This window comes from Sphingobacteriaceae bacterium (assembly GCA_002319075.1).
GTDB lineage: Bacteria > Bacteroidota > Bacteroidia > B-17B0 > Aurantibacillaceae > Aurantibacillus.
This window is the reverse complement of sequence record NVQB01000001.1, coordinates 3,811,723-3,836,477: the sequence shown is the minus strand read 5'-3', so window position 1 is coordinate 3,836,477 and position 24,755 is coordinate 3,811,723. Positions and strand designations below refer to the sequence as shown.

Annotated in this window: 26 protein-coding genes; 6 read left to right on the top strand and 20 right to left on the bottom strand. The window is 38.2% G+C overall.

What is annotated here, in order from left to right; all coding sequences use genetic code 11:
• Positions 1–156: 156 nt before the first annotated feature.
• Complete coding sequence (locus CNR22_16605; GenBank protein ID PBQ33328.1) at positions 157–675, bottom strand: GNAT family N-acetyltransferase; 519 nt, start codon at positions 673–675, stop codon at positions 157–159.
• A gap of 131 nt (positions 676–806) precedes the next feature.
• Positions 807–1,358: a protease gene (locus CNR22_16600; GenBank protein ID PBQ33327.1), complete on the bottom strand. Its 552-nt coding sequence runs from the start codon at positions 1,356–1,358 to the stop codon at positions 807–809.
• A 236-nt stretch (positions 1,359–1,594) separates the two neighbouring features.
• Here CNR22_16600 and CNR22_16595 point away from each other — a divergent pair, with 236 nt between their 5' ends.
• From CNR22_16595 to CNR22_16580, 4 genes are read left to right on the top strand one after another with little or no spacing between them, the layout of a single operon-like run.
• Complete coding sequence (locus tag CNR22_16595) at positions 1,595–2,617, top strand: DNA ligase-associated DEXH box helicase (GenBank protein PBQ33326.1); 1,023 nt, start codon at positions 1,595–1,597, stop codon at positions 2,615–2,617.
• Complete coding sequence (locus tag CNR22_16590; GenBank protein PBQ33325.1) at positions 2,614–4,197, top strand: ATP-dependent DNA ligase; 1,584 nt, start codon at positions 2,614–2,616, stop codon at positions 4,195–4,197. Before CNR22_16595 ends, CNR22_16590 begins: the two co-directional genes overlap by 4 nt.
• Before the next feature lie 3 nt (positions 4,198–4,200).
• On the top strand, positions 4,201–6,660 hold the full coding sequence (locus tag CNR22_16585) for a DNA ligase-associated DEXH box helicase (protein ID PBQ33324.1): 2,460 nt from the start codon (positions 4,201–4,203) through the stop codon (positions 6,658–6,660).
• On the top strand, positions 6,660–7,295 hold the full coding sequence (locus CNR22_16580) for a phosphoesterase (GenBank protein PBQ33323.1): 636 nt from the start codon (positions 6,660–6,662) through the stop codon (positions 7,293–7,295). Before CNR22_16585 ends, CNR22_16580 begins: the two co-directional genes overlap by 1 nt.
• Here CNR22_16580 and CNR22_16575 read toward each other — a convergent pair.
• From CNR22_16575 to CNR22_16535, 9 genes are all read right to left on the bottom strand, one after another.
• Complete coding sequence (locus tag CNR22_16575) at positions 7,292–7,768, bottom strand: peroxiredoxin (GenBank protein PBQ33322.1); 477 nt, start codon at positions 7,766–7,768, stop codon at positions 7,292–7,294. The two genes, CNR22_16580 and CNR22_16575, sit on opposite strands and share 4 nt — an antisense overlap.
• A gap of 1 nt (position 7,769) precedes the next feature.
• Positions 7,770–8,267 carry a GNAT family N-acetyltransferase gene (locus CNR22_16570; protein ID PBQ33321.1) on the bottom strand — a complete coding sequence of 166 codons (498 nt, stop codon included), beginning with the start codon at positions 8,265–8,267 and terminating at the stop codon, positions 7,770–7,772.
• Positions 8,268–8,271: 4 nt separating this feature from the next.
• Entirely contained in the window at positions 8,272–8,766 is a 495-nt protein-coding gene (locus tag CNR22_16565; protein ID PBQ33320.1) for a hypothetical protein, read from the bottom strand.
• Positions 8,767–8,968: 202 nt separating this feature from the next.
• On the bottom strand, positions 8,969–9,418 hold the full coding sequence (locus CNR22_16560; GenBank protein ID PBQ33319.1) for a DNA-binding protein: 450 nt from the start codon (positions 9,416–9,418) through the stop codon (positions 8,969–8,971).
• A 132-nt stretch (positions 9,419–9,550) separates the two neighbouring features.
• Entirely contained in the window at positions 9,551–10,111 is a 561-nt protein-coding gene (locus CNR22_16555; GenBank protein PBQ33318.1) for a maltose acetyltransferase, read from the bottom strand.
• A gap of 103 nt (positions 10,112–10,214) precedes the next feature.
• The gene (locus CNR22_16550; GenBank protein PBQ33317.1) at positions 10,215–11,978 is read right to left on the bottom strand and encodes a hypothetical protein; all 1,764 of its coding nucleotides are present in this window, start codon (positions 11,976–11,978) and stop codon (positions 10,215–10,217) included.
• Between the two features lie 156 nt (positions 11,979–12,134).
• The gene (locus tag CNR22_16545; protein ID PBQ33316.1) at positions 12,135–12,779 is read right to left on the bottom strand and encodes a hypothetical protein; all 645 of its coding nucleotides are present in this window, start codon (positions 12,777–12,779) and stop codon (positions 12,135–12,137) included.
• A gap of 63 nt (positions 12,780–12,842) precedes the next feature.
• Positions 12,843–13,487 (bottom strand): protein SanA, encoded by a 645-nt coding sequence (locus CNR22_16540; GenBank protein ID PBQ33315.1) that lies wholly within the window; start codon positions 13,485–13,487, stop codon positions 12,843–12,845.
• A gap of 85 nt (positions 13,488–13,572) precedes the next feature.
• Positions 13,573–13,959, bottom strand: a complete 387-nt coding sequence (locus CNR22_16535) for a hypothetical protein (GenBank protein PBQ33314.1) — start codon at positions 13,957–13,959, stop codon at positions 13,573–13,575.
• A 119-nt stretch (positions 13,960–14,078) separates the two neighbouring features.
• Between CNR22_16535 and CNR22_16530 the strand changes: the two genes are divergently transcribed.
• Positions 14,079–15,041, top strand: coding sequence for a hypothetical protein (locus tag CNR22_16530; protein PBQ33313.1), 963 nt, complete (start codon positions 14,079–14,081; stop codon positions 15,039–15,041).
• Here CNR22_16530 and CNR22_16525 read toward each other — a convergent pair.
• Positions 15,038–15,775 (bottom strand): hypothetical protein, encoded by a 738-nt coding sequence (locus tag CNR22_16525; protein ID PBQ33312.1) that lies wholly within the window; start codon positions 15,773–15,775, stop codon positions 15,038–15,040. The genes CNR22_16530 and CNR22_16525 overlap by 4 nt on opposite strands.
• Before the next feature lie 205 nt (positions 15,776–15,980).
• On the opposite strand from CNR22_16525, the gene CNR22_16520 reads away from it, so the two are divergent.
• Positions 15,981–16,985: a hypothetical protein gene (locus CNR22_16520; GenBank protein ID PBQ33311.1), complete on the top strand. Its 1,005-nt coding sequence runs from the start codon at positions 15,981–15,983 to the stop codon at positions 16,983–16,985.
• Positions 16,986–17,047: 62 nt separating this feature from the next.
• On the opposite strand, the gene CNR22_16515 is transcribed toward CNR22_16520, so the two are convergent.
• From CNR22_16515 to CNR22_16480, 8 genes are all read right to left on the bottom strand, one after another.
• Positions 17,048–17,596: a hypothetical protein gene (locus CNR22_16515; GenBank protein PBQ33310.1), complete on the bottom strand. Its 549-nt coding sequence runs from the start codon at positions 17,594–17,596 to the stop codon at positions 17,048–17,050.
• Between the two features lie 76 nt (positions 17,597–17,672).
• A complete protein-coding gene (locus CNR22_16510; protein ID PBQ33309.1) occupies positions 17,673–18,050 on the bottom strand; it encodes a hypothetical protein in 378 nt (125 codons plus the stop codon).
• A gap of 92 nt (positions 18,051–18,142) precedes the next feature.
• On the bottom strand, positions 18,143–19,015 hold the full coding sequence (locus CNR22_16505) for an esterase (GenBank protein PBQ33308.1): 873 nt from the start codon (positions 19,013–19,015) through the stop codon (positions 18,143–18,145).
• A 5-nt stretch (positions 19,016–19,020) separates the two neighbouring features.
• Positions 19,021–20,973, bottom strand: a complete 1,953-nt coding sequence (locus CNR22_16500) for a hypothetical protein (GenBank protein ID PBQ33307.1) — start codon at positions 20,971–20,973, stop codon at positions 19,021–19,023.
• Positions 20,974–21,247: 274 nt separating this feature from the next.
• The gene (locus CNR22_16495; GenBank protein ID PBQ33306.1) at positions 21,248–21,874 is read right to left on the bottom strand and encodes a Zn-dependent protease; all 627 of its coding nucleotides are present in this window, start codon (positions 21,872–21,874) and stop codon (positions 21,248–21,250) included.
• A 31-nt stretch (positions 21,875–21,905) separates the two neighbouring features.
• Positions 21,906–22,382, bottom strand: a complete 477-nt coding sequence (locus CNR22_16490; protein PBQ33305.1) for a DUF1572 domain-containing protein — start codon at positions 22,380–22,382, stop codon at positions 21,906–21,908.
• Between the two features lie 285 nt (positions 22,383–22,667).
• Positions 22,668–24,044 carry a hypothetical protein gene (locus CNR22_16485; protein PBQ33304.1) on the bottom strand — a complete coding sequence of 459 codons (1,377 nt, stop codon included), beginning with the start codon at positions 24,042–24,044 and terminating at the stop codon, positions 22,668–22,670.
• A gap of 121 nt (positions 24,045–24,165) precedes the next feature.
• The gene (locus CNR22_16480) at positions 24,166–24,576 is read right to left on the bottom strand and encodes a hypothetical protein (GenBank protein ID PBQ33303.1); all 411 of its coding nucleotides are present in this window, start codon (positions 24,574–24,576) and stop codon (positions 24,166–24,168) included.
• Positions 24,577–24,755 lie beyond the last annotated feature (179 nt).

Sequence of the window (24,755 nt, the reverse complement as noted above, 5' to 3'; positions counted from 1 at the left end):
TTTGTAGTATTTTTAAATGAGAGAGCGAATTAAGTTTCGCTCTTTTTTTATACCACTTACGCAAGTAAACAAGAGAGTAGTCGGATTTTAAAAAGTGTAAATAACACCAGAACCGTAAGAGAGTCTCCCTAATAGTGAGTATTACGTTTCTACCTATTATAAAGAGATTTTGAACCACTGGTGCGGATCTCCCTGGAAATCGAAATCTCCAACGTAGGTTAATCCTGATTTTTCTAAAACGTTTCTTGAACCTTTGTTATTTACATCAGCCATAGCATAAATTTCGTTTAGTTTTAACTCGTTAAATCCATAAGAGATACAAGCTTTAGCCGACTCCGTTGCATATCCTTTACCCCAAAACCGTTTTATCAATCTATAGCCTAAATCATGATAATTAATATGGTAATTTGTAAGGTCCCTCATTAATTTTAACCCGGTCCATCCCATAAATTCATTAGTTTCTTTATTGATCATTGCCCAACGACCAATACCGTTATCCTCATATTGTTTACGGATAAAACGAATTATTTCCCGGCTGTGCTCAGGTTTCTGTAGCGGCTGATTACCAAGATATTTATGCACTTCAGGATCAGAATCCAGCTCGAACATGCCGGCTTCATCTTCCTCAAGTAATTCTCTCAAAATTAAGCGTTCCGTTTTCAGAAAAATTTTCATAAGTTTCGTTTCCGCAAAATAGTAATTAGAAATTTAGCAGACAACAAGTTAAGAAAAGAGAGAAACGGGTAAAAACGAAAAAGATTCTTACTTGAAAAGAATCTTTTTCTAAAAAATTATTTATAAAATCATTAGTGGTGTACACCTTCGGCAATCTCTTCGATCATTTTAGCGCAGAAGGCAGGAAGATCCTTTGGACTGCGGCTTGTAACCAATCCATCATCAACCACTACTTCTTCATCTACCCAGTTCACACCTGCATTTATCAAATCAGTTTTTATGGATTTATAAGAAGTCATTTTCCTTCCCTTTAAAAGCCCTGTTTCAATTAATGTCCATGGACCATGACAGATAGCTGCTACAGGCTTTTCATCTTCTATAAAATCTTTTACAAATGCTATTACATCTTCGTTTGTGCGAAGAACATCAGGATTCATTACACCCCCAGGTAAAACAAGCGCATCATAATTCTGACTATCGGCTTCTTCAATACCAAGGTCTACCGCAAATTCGTCACCCCAGTTCTTATCCTTCCAGGCTTTTACTTTTTCTTTTTTAAGAGATATAATGTCAACTTTCGCACCAGCCTCTTTCAAAGCGTTTAAGGGCTCTTCGAATTCCGACTGTTCAAAGCCGTTTGTAACTACAATTGCAACTTTTTTTTGTGATAAAATCTTTTCCATTTTTTGAATTTTAATTTGTTTGAGAAAAAATCATACCACCTGAAAGACTGCTAAAACCGCCATATTACACAGGTAATAAAAGAGTAGTCTCTCGAAAAGGGTAAAATTTTACACAAAATTTTAATAGCAGTTTAAGCCTACCCAGCAGTAATTAATTGGCATTGTTATAGCACGATAAATACAGTTAATTTACACCAGGATTTAAACTTTATATAAAACCACTTGTTTTTATTAAAATGCTCTTACAGTTTACAAATAAAGGAATTTACTGCCCACAAGCAGATCTTTACATAGATCCCTGGAGGCCTGTAGATAAGGCTATTATTACGCATGCCCATTCAGATCATGCGAGGAGTGGAAGCAAGCATTATCTGGCTCATAAAGATTCTGAATTTATACTGCGTTACAGGCTTGGTACTATTTCGTTAGAGACACTGAGCTATTATGAGAGCGTGACTATTAACGGCGTAAACATTAGTCTTTTTCCCGCGGGGCATATTATTGGTTCTGCGCAGGTAAGACTTGAATACAAAGGTGAGATCTGGGTTGTTTCAGGAGATTACAAGGTAAAGCAAGATGGATATACCATTCCTTTTGAACCCGTAAAATGTCAACACTTTATAACAGAGTCGACATTTGGGTTACCCATTTATAATTTTCCAGAAGCAGAAATTGTGAACGCGCAAATGAATACCTGGGTGGCTGAAAATACGGCGCAAGGTTTAAACTCTATTATCATTGGCTACGCTTTAGGAAAAGCCCAGAGAATTTTAAACGGTTTGATTACTGACCGTCCAATACTTCTGCATTCTACAGTTTACAATACCAATGAAGCATTAGGTTTTGATAATTCGCGGTATCAAAAATTTACGCAAGACTTTCAAAAAGAAGATTTGAATCCCGGTGTTATAGTAGCTACAGCATCTGCGATGGGATCACCCTGGTTAAGAAGATTTGAACCTTACAAACTTGCCATGTGCAGTGGATGGATGCAATTGCGCGGCGCGCGCAGAAGACGCAATGCAGATATGGGCTTTGTAATGAGTGATCATTGCGATTGGCAAGGTTTGAATGAAGCTGTGCTTGCAACAGGTGCAGAAAACATATACGTGACTCACGGGTACCGGTCTATTTATGCAAAATGGTTGAGAGAACAGTATAAATTAAATGCAGTTGAACTTGAGACTCAATTTGAAGGAGAAAGCATTGAAAACAGTTCCATAGAATCCATTAAAGAAGAAAGCGAGGACGCTGCATGAAAGGCTTCACCGATCTTTATAGCGAACTCGATCAAACTACAAAAACCAATGCTAAAATATCTGCAATGGCAAATTATTTTTCGCTTGCAGATCCGAAAGATGCTATTTGGGCTATAGCATTGTTAACAGGCAGAAGACCTAAACGCCCGATAAAAACAACAGATCTAAAAGTATGGGCCACAGAATTAGCAGAGATCCCTTTTTGGTTATTTGAAGATTCCTACAATGTAGTGGGTGACCTTGCAGAAACCATTAGTCTTCTTATTCCAACAACAGCCTACCAATCCACGATCTCCTTAAACTCTCTGATGTCAGACATCCTGCTGTTAGCGAATAAGACCGATGAAGAGAAAAAAAACTGGTTGTTGTCGTTCTGGCAAACGTTTTCCAAAGACGAACTTTTTGTTTTCAATAAACTCATCACCGGAAGTTTTAGGGTGGGTGTCTCTCAGCAATTAGTTTTTAAGGCACTGGCGAAAGTTTTTTCTATCGACGATAAAATTGTTGCGCATAAGTTAATGGGAACATGGCTTCCCCAGAACACAGATGTTAACCAACTTTTACTGGACGATGGATCATCAGATCATTCAAAACCTTATCCTTTTTACCTTGCCTACCAATTAGATATGAAGCCAGAAGAGCTGGGTAACATACATGATTGGCAAATAGAACGCAAGTATGATGGAATTCGCGGACAGCTCATTGTTCGCAATGATGAACTTCATATCTGGAGTCGCGGCGAAGAACTGATGACCGAAAAATTTATTGAATTTGAGTCTTTGAAAAATATTTTGCCTAACGGTACAGTTCTTGACGGTGAAGTATTGCCTTTTAAAGATGGCAAAATTCTTTCCTTTAATGAGATGCAAAAACGCATCGGAAGAAAAAATGTCTCAAAAAAAACCTTGCAGGATGTTCCCCTTTGTTTAATGTGTTATGATCTGATAGAATACAAAGGCGAAGATATCCGCATGAAACCTTTAAAAGAAAGGAGGGCATTGTTGGAAGAGCTATTAAGCACTCACACGTCTCAGCTCCTGAAACTATCACCGTTACTAGACTGCGATGACTGGAATAATCTCGACACTTTAAGAAATGAGTCTAAACTATCAGGCTGCGAAGGACTCATGCTGAAACATAAAGACAGTATTTACGAAACCGGAAGAAGACGAGGTAAATGGTGGAAATGGAAAGTAGATCCTTATACAGTGGATGCCGTTTTAATTTATGCGCAATCGGGGCATGGAAGAAGGGCAAATTTATTTACAGATTATACTTTTGCAGTTTGGGATAAAGGCGAACTTGTGCCCTTTGCAAAAGCATACAGCGGTTTAACTGACAAGGAAATATTAGAAGTAGATAATTGGGTGAAAAGACACACCATCGAAAAATTCGGTCCGGTAAGAAGTGTAAAAGCAGAATTGGTTTTTGAAATCGCATTTGAAGGCATTAATTCTTCACCTCGTCACAAGAGTGGTATAGCTTTGCGCTTCCCAAGAATTTTACGCTGGAGAAAAGATAAAAAGAAAGAAGAAATCAATACCAAAGATGATCTTCTGCAATTATTAAATTCTGTTTAATATATGAGCATAGGAAACGAATGGTTCAAATACAAAAATTGGAAACCTTTTAAATTTCAGAAAGAAACCTGGAAAGCTATTGAAGAGGGAAAAAGCGGACTTTTGAATTCCCCTACAGGGAGTGGAAAAACCTTCGCTATCTGGTTCGGTATCTTGCATCACTATTATGCTTTACACAAATCAAAAGTCAGTAGGAAAACAGGAAGAACCATAGCCTTAAACAAAAAAGATACAGGCCTACATTGCCTGTGGATTACCCCTTTACGGGCTTTATCAAAAGAGATATTACTTGCTACACAGCAGGTTTCTGTTGATATGAACCTGGATTATAAAGTTGCCCTTCGCAGTGGAGACACTACCACGGCAGAGAGAGCGAGGCAACGCAAAAAATCTCCACAAGCTTTAATTACTACCCCTGAGAGCATTCAACTGTTATTAGCGTCGAAAGGCTATCCCGAATTTTTTAAAGGCCTTGAATTTGTGATTGTCGACGAGTGGCATGAACTGCTTGGAAGCAAGAGAGGCGTGCAGGTTCAGCTGGCCCTTTCGCGCTTACGTGTTTTGAATCCGAATCTAAAAATATGGGCCATCTCTGCAACTATTGGAAATTTGCAGGAAGCAAAGGAAATTTTGTTAGGACCTAACACATTGAACTCCGTAGATATAAAAACAGATATCCTTAAAAAAATAAAAATAGAAACTGTTTATCCGGATGTCATTGAAAAATACTCCTGGGTGGGACACCTTGGCATTAAGCTCCTGCCGAAGATCGTGCCCATTATCGAAAAAAGTAACAGCACACTTATTTTTGTAAATGTAAGATCACAAGCAGAAATCTGGTACCAAAAATTATTGGATGCCGCGCCGCATTTAGCCGGGCAAATTGCTTTACATCACGGTTCATTAAGCGAAAATATCCGCAAGTGGGTAGAAGATAATTTACACAAAGGAAATCTTAAAGCCGTTGTCTGTACATCGAGTCTCGACCTTGGTGTGGACTTTCACGCGGTAGACACGGTAATACAGGTAGGCTCTCCCAAAGGCGTGGCTCGCTTTATGCAAAGGGCCGGACGGAGCGGACATCATCCTGGCGCTACAAGTAAAATATATTTTGTCCCAACCAACTCTTTAGAAATTATTGAAGGAAGTGCTTTGCGTTACGCTATTGAATCCAACTTAGTCGAGAACCGCATTCCTTATGTTCGTTCTTTTGATGTATTGATTCAATACATGATTACCCTCGCTGTTTCCGATGGTTTTTATCCGGAACAACTTTATCACGAAATTAAAGGCACGCATTGCTTTCAAAGTGTGAGTCCTGAAGAATTTAGCTGGTGTCTGCATTTTATTACCGCAGGCGGTAGCTCTTTAAAAGCTTACGATGAATTTTACAAAGTGGTGATAGAGAACGGCCTGTATAAAGTCGTAAGTAAAGCAATTGCGATGCGCCACCGTTTAAGCATAGGTACGATTGTTAGCGATAGTATGCTGCATGTAAAATTTATGGCAGGCAAAAAACTAGGCGTGGTAGAAGAAGCTTTTCTTTCGAAATTAAAAAACGGCGATGTATTTTGGTTCGGCGGAAGAAATTTAGAACTCGTTATGATCAAAGACATGGAAGCGCGTGTGAAGATCAGCAAAAAAGGAAATGGGATTGTTCCTTCCTGGTTAGGTGGTCGTCTGCCATTATCTTCAAAGCTTTCGCAAAGTATTCGCATGCAACTGGATGAATACAAACACCATAAAAGTACTTACGAAGAATTAAAAAAATTAGGTCCCCTACTCGACCTTCAGGCAAAAATTTCGCACCTGCCAGGAAAAGACGAATTGCTTATTGAGCAATTTAAAACAAAAGATGGATATCATCTCGTTGTTTATCCTTTCGAGGGGCGCTTTGTGCATGAAGGTATGGGCGCCATACTGGCGCATCGCATCGCACTTTTGGAACCTTTCACTTTTTCGATCGGAATGAATGATTATGGATTTGAATTACTGAGTGATAAAGAAGTTAATCTTGAAGCGGTGCTCGACAATGAACTTTTTTCTCCTGAACACCTACATGACGATGCTTTTAAAAGCATGAACGCCACGGAAATGGCGAAGCGAAAATTCAGAGACATTGCAACCATCGCAGGACTAATATTTACAGGCTTTCCGGGACATCAGAAAAAAATCCGCCATTTACAAGCATCCTCGCAATTATTTTTTAAAGTTTTTGAAGATTACGAAAAAGACAATTTATTATTACGTCAGTCTTTTGATGAAGTGCTTGATTTTCAGCTGGACATCACCCGCATGCAGGAAGCTTTCGACCGGATAAGTACACAAAAAATAATTGTTTCGCACCCTGAGCGCCCTACTCCGTTTTCTTTTCCTATTTTAGTAGATACTTTGCGGGAGCGCTTCAGTAATGAAGACATACAATCCCGCATCGACAAAATCTTGAAAGTCACGCAGGAATAATGTACTTGGAAATCTTTTTAAAACAGGAACCTTTTTTTCTTTTACCACAACGGGCTATTTTCAGGCCGCGTTACAAGCAACTTGTTTTTGGAGACATTCATTTGGGAAAAGCCACGCATTTTCGTAAACAGGGAATCCCAATGCCACCGCAAAGTCATTTAAAAGACATTGATACCATACATTACTTACTGAATACCTGGAAACCTGAAACTGTATTGATATTGGGCGATTTATTTCACAGTGCTTATAATAGTGAATGGCTTTGGTTTAAATCTATATTATTGGACTATCCACAGGTTCAATTTGTCCTGGTGGAGGGAAATCATGATATCATGCGAGAAGATGTATATGACATACCCAACCTTTTAAAAGTAAGACAAATTGAAGAATTAGATTTTATTTTTACGCACCATCCTCTTAAGGAATCTAAAAAGTTAAATATTTGCGGACATATTCATCCCGGGATTCAGCTTTATGGTAAAGCCCGTCAATCTGTAAAATTACCCTGCTTTTATAAAAGCTCTACTCACCTTATTTTGCCAGCTTTCGGACATCTTACGGGTTTGCAACTTTTAGATAGGGAGGACGATTCAGAATACTATCTCGTGATGGAAAATCAAGTCAAAAAACTTTAAGGCCTCTGCACTTTAATTTTTACTTCGTGCTCTATCAGAAAATTGCAGGAGTTAGCTATGAAGCATTTTTTATTCGCGTCATGATGAAGGTCTGCAGCTTTTTTAACCATGCTTTGGTTTGCTACAGTTACCTCAGGATGTAAAGTGACCGCATTAAAATAACCTCCGCCATCTTTTGTTTCGATCATTGTTCCTTCAGGATGATCCACATAGTCTGTTACCACAACCCCTGCCTCAGAGCACAGATGCAAATACCACAACATGTGACAGCTCGATAAAGAGGATAGAAATAATTCTTCGGGATTGTATTTTGTTTTGTCTCCGCGAAAAGAAGGATCAGAGGATACTTCAATGTTTACTTTGGCTTGCGCTTTAATGCTATGGCTTCTATCGTAAGCCGTGTAAGCGCTGGTTCCCTGACCTTTGTTGCCAGTCCATGCAACTGTTAATGTATAGTGATGCTCCTTGTCCATCTTATTTTCTAATTGCGTAAATTAATTCATCTTCGTATTCACCATTTTTAAAAATGGTCTTTTCTAATCTGGCTTCCAGTTTAAAACCATTCTTTTCAAGAACTTTTTGCGACCCTCTGTTTCTTCCATAAGGGCGCGCAAAAACACGGGTAATATCGTAAGTCTTAAAAGCGAAGTCAACAATTTGTGGGATTATTTTTGATACTATTCCTTTGCCCCAGAAGGGTTCCGCCAGCCAGTATCCCAGCTCTGCATTTTTAATATGGATATCACTTTGTGGGTGAATGCCCACGCCTCCAACCGCTTCACCATTTACCTCAATGGCAAAAATATGAATGGGAGAATCTTTTGTGGCAAATTCGATGAATGCCTTTCCATTCTCTTCCTTATAGGGATGGGGAAACTGGTTTGTCATATTCTCTGCAATCTTATGATTGTTAGCATACTTCACAAGGCTTTGTAAATCGTTCATCGTCCACGGACGTAAAGTAAACTCCATAAAGTTAATTGTTGACCATAGGTTTATAAAGTTGATTTTTATTTCTCAGATCCAGGCCGCCTTCACAAACAGATTTTAGATTTACCAGGTAAAACGACCAACCTGTGTGACAACCAATGCGAATTTCTTTTTTTGATTCTTCATCTGAGGGAATATCTTTTTGTATAAGTTCTACCAGCACGTAGTCTTCTTTTTGAGTAAGCTTTACATCTACTATACAATCGCCTGCGAAGGTAAATTGCAAATGATCTTTACCATTAGCCAAAAGAATTCGTCCCCGTTCTGTGATGTCGTACAAATACCAAGTCCATTCGTACAAATGGCTGGCTTCAATGTTTGCTTCTTTCGAAATTGCTTTTCGCTCCTTGTCTAAAAAATTAGCTTTTTTTACAAACCATTTTTCAATTTCCGTTGTTTTAGTCCATGCATCGTAAACAGTGTTCAGTTGTGCCTTCACCAATATTTTGAGTGAAAAAGCAGTCCAGTCAAAATTTTTCATGTGGATTTTTTTTAGAGTGTAGATTAAAGGTAAAAAATTTAGCAGGGAAAGCAAAGCGGATAATTTTAAGACACTGAGATATTTAAATACCCATTGAATTTGCCTGGTAGATTTGAGAACCGAGCAAAAAAAAACGACAGATAAGAATATCTGTCGTTTAAATTATATTAATTTAGTGCGAAGCTTAAAAATGAAATTTTAATTAAGCAATAACGGTCACTTTAACAGCTACCATTCCTTTTTGACCCATTTCGGTTTCAAAGTTCACTTTATCATTTTCTTTTACCGGACCTAACAGACCGTTCACGTGAAAGAAAATACTTTCCTGAGATTTTTCATCTTTAATAAAACCATAACCTTTTTCAGTGTTATAGAAAGTTATTTTTCCTTTTCTTAAAATATCGGCGGGTTCAGGGGCAACTTCAATGCGCGCTCCTAATTGAATATCATCAAGATTCAGTTCTCTTCTTTTGCTTGGATCTGGTGGAGTTGATGAAAACTGACCGAATTCATCCACATACATAATCATGTCTTCAAAGCTTTTCTTTCCACTTGCTTTTCGCTCTTCTTTTTTCTCGTTCTTCTCCTTGCGTTTCAGCTCTTTCTTTTTTTCTTTTTCTTTTTTGCTATAGGTTTCTTGTGATTTACTCATCTTTTTAAAAAAATTTTGTTACGCCTGTTTTTTCACGTTTCACTTTGAAACTACGAGCAGGTAAACAAATATACCAAAAAAAAAGAATATCTAAAAGCCGACTTCTACCCAAAATCTCAGGCAGTGTGATTTTTACTTTTGATTCAGTTTTCTAATAACCTTTGCAGGGTTACCCACCGCCAGGCAATTTTCGGGGATATCCTTTGTTACAACAGCCCCTGCACCAATAACAGAGCCACTTCCAATGTTGACACCCGGACATATGATAGCTCCGCCGCCTATCCAACAGTCATCACCAATGGTAACCGGCTCCGCAAATTCTTTAACCCTGCGGGTTGCCACATCTAAAGGATGCGCAGCTGTGTAAATATGGGCTCCCGGGCCAAACATAACGTTGGAACCTATAGTAACCCTGGCACTGTCGAGCACCACGCAATTTACATTAAAGTACACCCGGCTGCCACAATAAATATTGTAGCCATAATCGCAATGAAAAGGAGGCTCAATGTAAATGTTTTTAAAGGCATTTGGTAACAATTCCTTTAAGATTAAAGCCGAGGCTTTGTTCATTAAATATTCTGTAACGTTTAAACGGTGAAGCAATTTTTTAGCTTGAGTTCTCTCCTCAAATAACTCCTTTGATACCGGAGAGTACAAATCGCCCTCTATCATTTTTTCTTTTTCGCTCTTCATGCTTAAAGATAATAATTCTCAGATTTAATTAAGGAAGTGTGAATTATTGAAAACAAAAAAGGTCCCGATTTAAACCGGAACCTCTTCATAGAATCTGTTTCTTTTATTGAACAACAATTTTTCCTGATTTCACAGGTGTATTATTTTCAGATAGCACATAAGAATAAATGCCTGTTGAGATATCGCCTTTTTCAAATCTGAAGGACGAAGAAATGTCTGAATAAGATCTTACCACTTCGCCAAGCAAATTATAAACTTTAAAGTTCATTCCTTTCTTTGCGTCGTAACCTTTAATATCAATGGTTGTATAAACATTAAACGGATTAGGATAAATGAGCACGCTTTGGTTATCTGAGTGATCATTTTTAATACCGGTAGTCAGGGTTGCATTTCCAATTTTGGCAATTAAAACATCGTAACCGCCATTACTAGTAATGGTTGTAGAGCCCATAACCTGAGTTCCCTGATTATTTCCTGCAATGTAAACATTGTCGGCCTGATCAATACTTATACCGGCGGGGATTGAACTGCTGCCCACCCCTGAAGAAAACTGACCCCAGGCAGTACTTCCACCAGCATTTATTTTTATAACATAGGTTATTTGATTACCAGACGAAGGAAATATTAGACCGCAAAAAGATGGCGTATTTTGTTGCGGTCCAGATGAAGGATAATAATATCCTGTAAAGAAACAATCGCCTGCATTGTTTGCTTTTACACCTGTGCCTCTTGCGTTTACTCCCGTTCCATTAGCGTTGGATGTGCTGTAAGCCCAAAGGGGATTTCCATTCAGATCGAATTTGGCAATAAATGCATCTGTGCTTGAAGGTCCAGAACCCAGTAAAGTTGTAGAGCCAACTATGAGTTTCTTCTGGTAATCTCCCGTTAAAAAAATATTTCCGAGCCCGTCAACGCTGATCCCCTTTCCGTAAGCCGCAGGTGTTGATGGAGCGGTGCTTGTTCCAACACCGAATTGTTTTACCCAGGCCAAGATTCCTGTAGATCCTATTTTCGCAAGAAAAACATCTCTCATGCCCGTGCTTGTTAATGTTATTGGTGAACTGGCTGCGAAGGTCTCAGTATTCTGAAGATAACCTGAAACATAAGCGTTTCCATTTACATCATTTGCAACGCAAAGTGCATCTGCGTTTCCATTGCCTAATTTTGTTGACCATTGCGCGACTCCGGAAGAGTTGTACATAATAATGTATGCGCCGGGTCCGCTTAGTGCCGCGGTAGTACCAAACACATTTGGTCCGCCGCCCAGGTAACCTGTAATGTATGAATTGCCGCTGCCATCCACGGTAATGCTTTTTGCGTAGTTATTCATAGTGCCAGAATTCGATGGTTGATTTGCCCATTGCTCGTTACCATTGGCATCATATTTTACTGTAAAGATTTCGCGTTTTCCAGTTCCACTAAGGGAAAAGCTTCCAACGGAAACCACATTATTTACAGATCCGTGAAAAGTTCCTGTAACATAACAATTGCCTGAAGCATCCACCGCTATAGACTTTCCCTCATTACCGTACACGTCGGGATCATTTCCGCCAAAATGACGAACCCATAAACAAATGCCATTTAGATCGTATTTTGCAACAAACACTTCGGGATGTGAAGGACTGGTAACACTTACTGTTCCAAAGCTGGCCGTGCCGTTAAAAAGTCCAGTCATATAACTGTTACCATTTGCATCTGTAGCTATGGTGGAAGAATTATAATCCAACCCCCCGGCATAATCCATACCTGATGAGCCACCCGTTCGTGCCCATGCCCATGACGGAGTTTGCGCACGTACTTGCATACCTGAAGACAGCAGAATAAGACAAAGGCCTATTCCAAATTTTTGAAGGCTAAAGTTTTTCATGAATTTTGATTTTGGATCGCTTAAAGCGATTGGGTTATTGAATGTTTAAATGTACTAAACTGAAAGCAAAAAGCAAGTAGTTAACAACTTATATGTATTCTGGTATAGCCCCTCCCCCTAAAGAGTTACTCCACTCCCGAATAGCCCTTTGTGAAACTAAACAGGTTTATACGAGAGAATCCAGAAGTACTTAAGTTGAATAAACTTTAAATCTGTTGCTACATTTTTTAATTTCTGCGTTAAATAATTTTCAGTCGCAAAATTTTTCAAAACTTTATGTACACTTCCATCATCCAGACTCCGTGTTTGGTAAGTATTTCCCTGTTCATCGGTTTCTGTAACCGGTTGATTGCTTCCCTCTACGTAAGAGTTATCCATCAACACAACCAGCCCATTCTTCTTAACGAAACCATTCAGAGTTTTAAAAAAATGATCAAGATCCTGTTTTAAAATATGACTGTATATAAATCCTCCAAAAAGACTTTCAAATTGTCTATCTGCATGGAAGGAGTACAGATCCGCCACCTGAAAATTTAGTGCAGGATTTTTTATTTCTTTCTGTTTTGCGATGTGAATAACAGAATCGTTTATGTCGGTTGCTAAAATAGATCTTGCAGTTTCGGCGATAAACTGAGTCCAGAATCCAGTGCCGCATGCTATCTCCAGCACTTCTTTATTTTGGAAAATTTCTTTGAGCAAGTTTGCAGCAGACCGGAGGTCTTCCTGTCTTTCTGGTTTATCATAAATTCTTTCGTATTCCAGTGCGCGGTCGCGATAGTAGTTTATCAGATCTTTACTCATTGAGTGATTTTATCTGAAGTTTAAAACTACGTAAAATAACCTCAACTTATTGTAAAATGTTGTTCAGGCTGGAATAAGTACTTTGGGTCCGAGAAACTTCGGTTCATTCCCAAACAGGTAATCCACAAAAACTTTAACACGCGCAAACTTTTCACGTAACTGCGTTCTGAATCCCATGCGTTTGCCAACGTCTTTTGCGTTAAAAGCTACGGCTTCTATGCCCTCACGCCGGGCAATATACAGTGCCCTTTCGTTGTGAAATTGTTGTGAAATTATGGTGACAGAATTTTGGCCAAAAACTTCTTTTAAGCGCACCATGGAATCGAAAGTGCGGAAGCCCGCATAATCCAGAAAAATTCTGGTAGAATCGACACCGGCATTTATCAGATCAGTTTTCATCATGTTAGGTTCGTCGTATTCTTTGCGGCTATTGTCACCACTGACTAAAATATAAGAAATTTTCTTTGCTTTGTAAAGTTCTACTGCGGCATTTATGCGGTAGTTGAAATAAGGATTCTCTACGCCGTTGCCTAAAAATTTTGAGGTACCTAGTAATAATCCAACTTTATGATACGGCACTTTTTCAACATCCGTAAAAAACTTCCCTTCTGCTGCTTTATCGATAAAGCGGTTGCAACAATAAAGTGCCAGTAAGGAAATGATAAGAGAGATGAAAATGAAATAAAGAAGCAACTTTATTGTGCGCATGTTTTTGGATTAAATTTCTGTACAAATATAAAACCCATGTTGCCCCTTGTGACTTGGCGATTTAGAATAATTGTTAATTGGAAATTTATTTATCAATCTCTTCAACAATCTCCCTGACTATGCGGGTAAGCTCTTTTTTTGCGGCCTTCACTTCTTTAGCGTCATTAAAATATACCAGACGACGGTCTTTGTAATCGCCTTCCAGCAAATCAGATTTGATTTTAACCACGAAAGGGTGGTGAAAGACCAGTAGAATCCGGCCCTTTCGATCGGGACCAAAAGTTACTATATCCTCTTTATAATAATAACTTGGCGCATTCCATTTGATGCGTTCGGAGATTTTTTTATCCGCCTTCTTTATAACTTCGCGAAGTATTTCAATCTCCTCCTTCAACGGATAAGTGCTTGTTTGCATCCAATGCGCTACCTGCTCAGCATCGCTTAATTTGGGAGAAGAGGAATTTTTGGCCATGATCTTATGTTTGATAGTTTTTTACTAAACTAACAAAATTCTTCCGCCCTTTAAACACTTTGTAAATGGCATGAGATTCGCGGCAATTTATATTTAGCTATATTTAGGATTACAGAAATATGAAAAAGTTTTTCCTTTCCCTGGCACTTATACTGTCGTTTAGTCAGATCAATGCCCAGGACACTTTACCTGACACCGTTTACACCGGTATTTACATTACAAGCATACACGACATAGATTTTAAACAAAAAGAATACACCGTTAATTTCTGGCTTTGGTTGAAATACAAAAACAAAGAATTCGATTTTCTTCAAAATCTTGAGGTGCCATTAGCAAAAACGGTCTCCAAATCTTTTTCTACTTTAGATACCAGCGGCGAACGCATTTATATTTTAATGAAAGTACAATGTGTTATGAAAGACTCCTGGAAAATTGACCGCTTTCCTTTTGATCGTCAGAAGTTACGCCTCTCGATTGAAAATTCACAATTTGACTCGCACTCACTTATATTTAAGCCAGATACTTTAGGCAAACATTTCGATCCACGCTTCACTCTGAATGGCTGGACAATTGATTCTTTTAAGGTGAGTTCGAAAATAAAATATTATGAAACTGCATTTGGAGATGAGGAAATTAAAACGCCACATTCCGAATACAGCTCTTATCGCGTGAGTATTGGCCTGCAACGTGAGGCTATGGGGCTTTTCTGGAAAATGTTTTTAGGTATGTACGTTGCCTTCTTTATTGCTTTTATATGCTTTTACATTCATGCTGACAATATTGATGCACGTTTTGGATTAAGCGTTGGCTCACTGTTCGCCGTGGTGGGAAATAAATACGTAATTGATTCTTCTTTACCTGAATCGAGTTCGTTTACATTGGTAGATATGCTTCACGGACTGACACTGATTTTTATTTTTGCCATCATCGCTTCTTCTGTATATGCTTTAAACACCGTAAAAAACGGAGATGTTGAAAAATCCAACCGTTTCGATAAACGTATGCGGATTATCCTTGGCATACTCTACATAGCGCTGAACCTTTTTTACATTTGGGACGCTGTACAGGCGAATAAAGATTAACGTCTCGGTCCGGTACTTCTGGGAGCCTGATGATTTGAAGAAGAAGAAGAAGAAGAATGCGTGTGTGACGATCCACCACCGGATAACATTACCTGCAAAATGACAAGCGCCAGATTGATTGAGATATCTGCCACGACAGCTCTTTTTTGATCACTCAGTTGGTATTGGTAGTTTTTCACACGATCATCCATCGCCTGGTTAAGTATTCTTTTAGCACTGGTATCTAATGCAGCATTTTGAATAGTGCTCCTGTCAAGCGAGTAAAGCGGACTCAGCAAATTTTCACTAAAATAAAACGCAGTTTTAAAATCCCCTTCTAGTTTGTATATATAGGGCGAAGGACTTTCCCATACCTCGAAAAGGCTGGCTCCGTAGAACCTTTGACAATATCCGGAAAGCGTTATAACGCCCCAGAACTCTTTTGAACTGATTTTTTTCTGATTCTTTTTAAGAAATTTTCCAAGTATCACCGAATCATTTTCCACACGTCGTACCTGCCCCGTAACTACTGTATCTATAACCACTGAAGACTCGGTTACATAAATAATTCCGCCAGCGTTAAATTGGCGCTTATTCATAATGCTATCCAAAATATCATTCACATACCAGGTTCTGTCTTCATTTTGAAGGTCGGTTTTAATTGGGATAACAATTTGGGCGTAATATTTCTGACTTCCAAAAAACAAAAAGGATAACAGAATAAGACAAACCACGCTAAAACGTTCAGATTTCATTGTGTAAAGTTTAAATACTTCGTTATATAAATATAAGAAAAGGCTATCAAAAACCTAAGACGTTTTGCCCGTACAAAAAGTTACAGCCGGCCATAATTTTAACGTATCGTTCTGAAAGCCCATCGGTTATAAAACAAATCATCGCCCTCCAAAACTAATTTATGGAATACTTAAACTTTATGCATCTTATTATAAAACAAGCATTATGAATAACGCGAATTACCGTATCCAGATAGCCGAACCTTGTCACGAAGACTGGAATGCCATGCTACCAGAAGCTAAAGGCAAGTTTTGCAGTTCCTGCAGCAAGTCTGTAATTGACTTTTCTAACAAAACCGACCTTGAGATCCATGCGATACTGCTGGAGCGAAAGAATGAAAAAGTATGCGGACATTTTAAAACCACGCAGGTTAACCGTCCACTGAACATTCGTCTTGACCTCCATAATTTGCCTGAAAATATGAGCAGCACTAAACGATTTGCTTTTGTTTTGCTTATGATTTTCGGAACCATGCTTTTTAGTTTTACCGATCTTAAAGGGCAGAAAATTAAGAATGTTCAACTGGAAGACACGGAGACTGTTGTTTACATGAAAGGAAAAATTGCCCGTACTCCTGTAAAAGAAGAGACTTTGCCATTACCTCCAGATAGTTTGATCATGACAGAACCTATGATCATGGGCGGAATAAGATACGTAGAGCCCGACACCGTTATTACAAAAGAACCTGAAACAGAAATGCTGATGGGAGACACTATGCTGATTTCAGAAGAAAAGCTCAAGGATTCGTCAGAGACCGTTGAACTACAGACTCTTATTTTTGATCCGACTTTTTCTACAACCGGCCTTGTTGCAGTAATGGAAGATCCGGTTACAGATACTTCGGAATCCAAAGAATCTGAACAAAACAAAACGTTTCATGATCTGACGGATCACCTACTTATTAGTTCTGATCCGGAAGTAATTCTTTATCCGAATCCAGCAACCGAAGAATTCAGTATACGCTATGATGTTCTAAAACGCAGCGATATAGAAGTAAGTATTTATGACGACAAGGGGGCTTTGGTAAAAAATGTGGTTAACATCAAACAGCAATATGAGGGTAAGTACATCATTCCTGTTGACCTGAAAGACTTTAGAAATGGAATTTATTTCATCACTATTTTAAATGATGAGAAAAAATATTTAAAAAAGTTAGTGGTTGCGAAGTAGCCTTTCGGCCGGATTTGAAATCCGGCCGAATGCCATTTACTTAGTTTCAATTTATTGATAAATTATCGTTTAGCAATGTCGCAAAGCATATCCGAATGAATGTTCAAACCTATGTTCGTCATATTGTAAACATGTTCGGAGGCTACAATGTAAACTATTTCACAGATCTCTCGTTCTGAAAAGTTTGCCGACAATTTTTTAAAAGTTGCTTCGCTAACCTTTTTTTCTTTAGTCAATTCCGAAACATATTCCAGTGCAGCCCTGTCAGCGTCTGTAAATAAGGGATTAGTTCCGTAACTGTTAAGGGCATCTAATTTCCTTTCCAATTTAGATCCCTTTGCCGTTGTGGAGCGCGCGATGTCTATGCAAAAAAGACAAATATTGATCCTTGCTACCTGCACTCTAAGCATTAAGGCGGTATCAGAAGGCAAAATCAATTTCTTATCCAGCTTTGAAATTTTGCCGTAAAACATGCCAAATGCTGAAGGAAGCCGCACAGAATGTACCTTTAAGGGAGTGAGTACTTTACCGAATTGTTTTTTTGTGAAGAAATAAACCAGCTTCATAAGCAGGCTATCTGGTCTTTCGATGGGAGTTAAAAATGTTTCCATTGTTTTTCGTTTTGTTTATGATTGTTTTTATACAAGCATGACGAACCGGGTAAAACAAATTGGACAAAAAAATAAATTATTTTTTCTTAGCAGCCTTAAGCTTCTCTTTTTCTGTATTTTCCTTGGCTCTGTACTTCACAATTTTAGTAATTAGTGCAAGGGGGATTTTTTTATCCAGGGGAAATTGCACGGCTCCTTTAGAAAATTTATAGGCGCCAAAACTGTCTTTAAAAGCTTCAATGCCTGACCCACTTGGATAAAATCCGATATGGTTTTTGTAACCGCCAAAATAAACCAGTGCGCCATGTAATTTATAAGCCGGCATTGCATAACCAATATACTCTTCAGCCCTGGGAGCGGCTTTTTGAATAGTAGCGCGTATCTGTTCTAAAAGTAATTGTGTCTCTTTCGGAAAACTCAAAATATAGTCATCAACGTTTTTAAATGTTTTCATGGATCTGAATTCTGGTGATCTAAAATAGGATTATTTTTGTTTCCAAAAAATTAGTCCCTCCCGATTTTTTAAGGCCTAAATTGGTGCTCCACCTAGTTTTCTTTTTTTTGAAGGCTTAAAATTTTAAAAGCGTTCAAAAGAGCCTGATGCATGATAGTTGCGTGATTTTCTTCGGGCAAATAATCAAAGCTGACAGAAATAGTTTTATTCTTAGCTGATTGTAATTTTTCGACGAGTAAATTTGCATCGACCTCCATAACATGTGGAATCACAGTTGGTGTAAGCCCTTCCTTACCCACTGCAATGTAAATTCCTGTGATAGAAGAAAAACTTTCTTTTAAAATTTCGGGAGATCGTTCTAAGATCGAAGCATTGTCCCACCAAATACTTGGACTGATAATAATGTAGTTGTTAAAGAGTTTAGGGTTCTCGAATAGTATGTCTGTAGCGAGGAGTCCGCCCAGTGACTGACCTATGAGTGTTTTGGAAGCAGTTGTTTTGTATTTCTTTTCAATAAAAGGTTGTAATTCTTTTTCTATAAAAGCTTTAAATTTATCAGAGTGCCCCATGGTTGGATTGCGTTTTTTATCCTCCTCCACCTTTGAAGGAAAAGTAAAATCACGTCTGCGGTCGACGGAAGCAATTCCTACTACAATACACTTAGGAAGACGATTGACCCATGGGAAAGTGTTGAACTGTACAAGTCCGACAACGTGGATAAAATCTTCGTCAGCTGAGCCATCTAATAGATAAATAACGGGGTAGTGAGCAGTATCATTCTTGTCATACCCTTCTGGAAGATAAATATTAAGTACGCGCTTTTCATTGAGCTGAACGGATTGAATTTCTTCAGTGGTTCCGAGAACAAAAGGCTTTTCACTGACTTGTTCTTTTTGAGGGAATTTTTGTGCACTGGCAATAGCTATAAAAAAATTGAAGATCACTATCAGTTGAACGATTCTCATGTTATTTATTTTAAATTAGGTTGTTCTTTCGTAATTGGCACGTCTACTATTATCGTTGTTCCTTTACCGGGAAGGGAGTCGAAATCAACCGTTCCATTTAAATAATGAACCCGCGAGATTATATTTTTTAAACCGATGCCATCTAAATTTTCTACATTTTTTGCGTCAAAGCCTTTACCGTTATCTTCTATAACAAGATTTAAGTGATCTTCGTGCCTGATCAGCTGAATATTGACCTGTGTTGCCTGCGAATGTTTCACAATATTACTCATACATTCCTGGATAACCCGGTATAATACCGCTTCGAGTGTAGTATCAAGGCGTTCGCTGATACCCACAATGTGAAGATCAATCTTTAATGCATTTGTACCGCTTAATTTATTTACAAAATCTCTTATAGCACTGGCGAGGCCTGAACGGAGTAAGGCATTAGGGATCATGTTGTGAGAAATAGTCCGTACTTCTTTTACGGCATCATCTACCAAAGCGATAAGATCTTTGAATTTTGCTTTATCCTGGTCAGCTACAGAAAATTCGAAAGCAGATAAATTCATTTTTGCAGCACTTAACTGCTGGCCAATACCATCGTGCAATTCACGGGCAATGCGCACGCGCTCTTTCTCTTCCGCGTCGATAATTGCTTTATTGCGCAGCTCCTGCTGCGATAACATCTGCGCATCCAAACTACGACGGTTGCGATTACGGATATAGGAGTAGATACCAAAGCCAAATAATAAAATCAAAAGGCATGCACTTATCAGCAGAACAATCGTACTTCTTTTCTGTTTAATCTCCAGGGTCGCATTTTCTAAGGCAAGACTTTTTTTCTCAAACTCAAGTTCCCTTTTTTCCGTTTCATACTTTATCTCCAGATTTGTAATTGACTTTTGACCCTCTTCATTTAAAGCAGAATCCTTTGCCATAATTGCCACATCCACAAATTCAGAAGCCTTTTTAAATTCGCCTGTTTCTTTGTAAAAATTAAATAGAAACAGAGCTGTTTTTCTTAACATGCGGTAACTCTTATTTTTTAACGCCAGTTCATGGGCTTCTAACGCGTATTTTTCTGCAAGCACGGGATTTTTCAAGCCTTTGTAAACCACAGAAAGCACATAGAGTACAGATGCTTTTCCGGCCTCGTCATTTAATTCATTCCGTATTTTTAGAGATTTTAAGAGAAAGGGAAGTGTTTTCTCCTGCAGTCCAAGATCAGCATAAATATTGCCAAGCAACGTGTAAAGTATTCCCAAACCGTATTGGTTATTCAAAACTGTTTGAATTTCCAGACTTTTATTTGCGTAATAAAGGGCGGAATCTGGCTTGTGGCATTCTCTCAGAGACGAAGCAATATTTGTGTAATTAGACGCCAGAGCCTGCTGATCGTTGATCTTTTTATTTATGACTGCTGCCTGGGAATAGTATCTGAATGCAAGATCGTATTTACTAATGTCAGCATAAGCGTTTGCAATATTGTTTAAAGCACTGGCCACATAACCTTCGTCTTTAACGTCTTCAAAAATTTTTAAGGCCTCAAAGTACGTTGAAATGGCTTTGGGATAATTACCCAAAGTGCCATAGATCAATCCAATATTATTTAAGGAAGAACCTTTGCCCTTAATATTCTTAGCTTTTACGTAGTAATTTCCAGCTTGCGTGTAACAATAAATAGCGCTATCGTACTTCCCCGTTACGTCGTAAATAATTCCGATCCGGTTTAAAGTTTTTGCTTTGCCTAGGGTATAATTCAATTTTTCTGAAAGTTCCAGCGCCTCAGCTCCATAGCGCTTTCCTTTTTCGGGCTCACTGTAGGCATACTCAAAACAAAGGCTGTAAAGAAGTTTAACACGTTGCGTATCTTTTGATGCAGGAAGAACTTTAAGCAGACTATCAATTACCTGAGCGGGAGAAAGTTTGGCGGCAAGAAGAAAACAGAGCAAGCACACAAGCTTTTTTTTCATACATCAAATTTGTGTGAATTTACAGTTTATGCAGCAATTTCTAAAACCAACTAATTTTGCTTTGGATACATTTTCCAATCTTTATTTTTGATCCAGATTGTTTTTCCTGTTTTTAAGATCATCGCTTCTTTTTGATGAACACGCTCGCTTTTAATTTTTCATTGGAATAATATTCTCCCGCAGTTCTTAAACCCTCTGTGATTGTGAATTGATTTTCATTTTTACTCTATCGATTTTTCACTGTAATCTATCGTATTTCCAAGAACATGAATTTCTACATGTCTAACTTCCATCCGCGATCTGACAAATGTTTTCCACAGGTTTCACAAAAACACGTTTCCTCTTCCAGATGATTTTTCCCCTCAGCATCACGCATATAACAAGTTTTCACTGAACAATGGGGTAATCCCTGCGTATGGCCAAGTTCATGTACCGCTACCTTAAAGAATTGAGTGTTTAAATTTTGTTTTGCTAACCTAAACGTAGAAACCACGCAGGATCGCCCGGGCTGGTAACCCAATCCCATTATCCCAAAATCCTGTACTTTGCCTTTTGTTGTGCTGATATCTTTATCTGTGAGCGCTATAGTTACGTGATCTTGTTCAGTAATGCCCCGAAGAAATTTTATAAGGGAATCGGCGCGATACCTTTTGCGTGGCTCATAATAAGCAGACTTAGGGAAATTTATTGGTTTATTTAGAATGACTTTTGAATAAACTTTCTTTAATTCGTTCACTATAAAACTTGTTTGCTTTGCTGAAAAATCTCCCAAAGGCTGAACATTAATTATAATCACTTTTTCGGTGGATTCAAAACCTTTAGTTGAGTCGCCCCCGCAGCAGGACATGAAAATCACAGCTAGAAGAACTAAAGAATTTTTTAAGCCCGGTAGGCATCTCATAGTTTGACAAGATTTTTAAGTTAAATATGTTTTATTTTGCCTCTTGCTGTAGGATTATTTTTTTCAGAATCACAATCTGTCCTAAATGATAATGCATATGCTCTATGATACCATGCAGGTTGCGGTAATAAATCCCGTACTTTTTATCTGTGAAGTCTTCCCATAATTTTTCATCCGGTAATTCTTCGATCAGGACTGCAAATTTTTCAGCCTCCGTAAATACTTTATCCAACATCTTCTCCCAATCTTGCTGCGAAGCTATAGGTGGGTGATTAAAACTCAATTCATCTTTTGCATTTAAAGCTTCTCCCTCAAACACTTTTATTACAGCGTCCACATAATAATTTACATGATGGGTGAGGGTTGCTATGGTATTGAATCCATAAACCTGTGTGGTGACCTCTTGCCAGGTAAGTCCAGACAAAGTATCCTTCATGTTTACACAAGTCCAGTTACCTCCGAAATGAATTTCTCTTAAATGTTTTGCAATGTTTTTGGATGTATTCATTCGGGTTATTTTGCTCTATAAAAATAGAAGAAAATATGGACATAAGTTCTGAAGAAACGTAAAATTAGTTGTAGCCTGTATAGCCTCACTTATTTGACATACAATTTATTTTTTTCAAATATAAATTACAGGGCCCAATTCACACTTCTTGATTCGTGGTAGGCACTAATTGCTTTTCTATAGAAGTACCAACTGATCATTGATATTCAATCTGTATTTTCTTAGCTGTAATTGTCTTTCGATAGCTTAAAGCCATTTACCAGGTTACCGTATGGTGACCATAGTTTATTTGTTATCCCTAACTCCCTCAATTAGTTCCATGGCTTTATTCAGCGCTTCGTCTGACGTGACCTTAATATCCGGCTCTACGCCCACTTTGTCTAAACGAACGCCATCATAAGTGTAAAAATCTGCAATGGGCACCATGAGCATGTATTTTCCTGAGGCAACAAAAGGCGAGGCAGCCAGCATGCCGCCATAAGTTTTTTCACCAATAATGGTTGCCTTTTTAGTGTTTTTCAAAGCATACACCATAGGCTCGCAAGTACTTCCGGTATAACCATTGGTTAACACATAGATCTTACCTGCGAATACAGGATTACTGGGTTTTTTAAATATAAGTTTGACGCCTGGCGAAGCTCTTAATTCATTCCCGAGCTCATCAGTACTTTTGGGCTGCGTTTCAGGTAGTGCTTTAAATAATTCGGGCTGATAACCCGAATAACTTAGTTTGTTCGTTGGAAAATAACCTACTTCCAGATCTTCGGTTACGATGTATTTTGCAAGCGCGAAAGCAGGACCTACACCGCCGCCGCCATTGTTACGTAAATCAATAATCAAATTTTTGTAAGCCGGGTTGGCCACTATCTTAGGTAAGATTTCTGCTAATTCTTTCTCCGAACTACTGAAATTTTTAATTTTCAGATAGGCGGTAGTGTTGTTTTTTTCTTCGAAAAAAACAGACTTTTCTGTGTTTGCAGGCCCTTCGCTATTAGTGGTGTCTTGCACAATTAATAAATATAAGTGAGTGAATGGAAGCTTCGGAGTAAGCATGCTAAAACCGAAATATAACTCTATATCATCGTGGGCGCTACTACAAAGTTTTTCAAGTTTTTTTTCGAATTTTTTCCATTCTTTAGTTTGCACTACTTCCTTTGAATAAATATTATCTTGTATTGTTTTAATTATTTTAGGATAAAGTTCTTTATAGGCGATCTTGTCCTCTTTAGAATTCACTCCCTTTACTGTTCCTACCGATTTTCCGTCCTTGTTCAAGAGTTCGCCAGTGAGTTGGTCATTCTTTACAATTCCTTTAAACTGTAATTTACCGAACATTGGAATGTTTGCATTCCCCCATAAACTGTCTGTTTTCTCAGTTCCTTTAATGGTTACGATGATCCCTTTTTTAGGCAATTTACCCAAAAGTCTTCCTAATTTTGCCTTAACACCACCCACTATGCGTACATCTGCATTTTTTGGAGAGGTAATGGTAAACTTATCCCGGGCAATCGCTACATCCAAAAAGGTAGAAATGACGGTTCCATTACCAAAATCTATATCGCTTTTAAAATGACCCGGATTGTTTTGGGCAAAAATAGCATTGAAAAGGAAAATCAGGAGGAAATTCAAAATAACGAACTTCATTTTTTTGGTTCTGCGCATAATTAGTGAATTTTTAAGCTTTCAAAGTAAATGCGAAATACACTGAGATTCAACTTAATGTGATGAAACGCATAGCTTTTTTGACGAGTAGATAGGTTTCGGTCAAACTTTTTATCAAAAACTAAGAGACTTTATTCTTTATCTGTTTATAATAGGTTTTAGAGAGGGGAATTTCTTTTTCACCAACGCCAAAAAAGATCTTTGCGCCCTGTGAATTACCCTCTATTTCACTTATGGTACCTATATTGACCAGATAAGAGCGGTGGCATTTTTCTAAAAACGGAACTTGTTCGCAAACATTTGAGAGCGTTTGCCGGAATGTTTTGGAAATGACCTTTTTGTTTTTATCCGTAAAACAGATTTCCACATAATTTTCTACAGCTCTCACAAATAGTAATTCTCTTCTATCCAATTGCAGGATCTCATTCTTGTTTTCTCCGGTGAGTATAATCGAATTCTCCGGGGCCGGAATAATCCGTTCACCAAACTTCTGTCTTAAAAAAAGCATCAGGGGAACAAAAACAGGGATCATATAGCAGACCGTGATGCTTAAAAAACGCCAATAGGTAACTAAAGTAAGGTCCAGATTATTTACAATAAATCTATTGTAGATATACAGAACCGTTCCTGAAAAAAAACAAAAGATCAGCGTAGAAATAATTTCGTAAGCTACGGTCCAGATTTTACGAACTCTGAAATACCAGATATTTT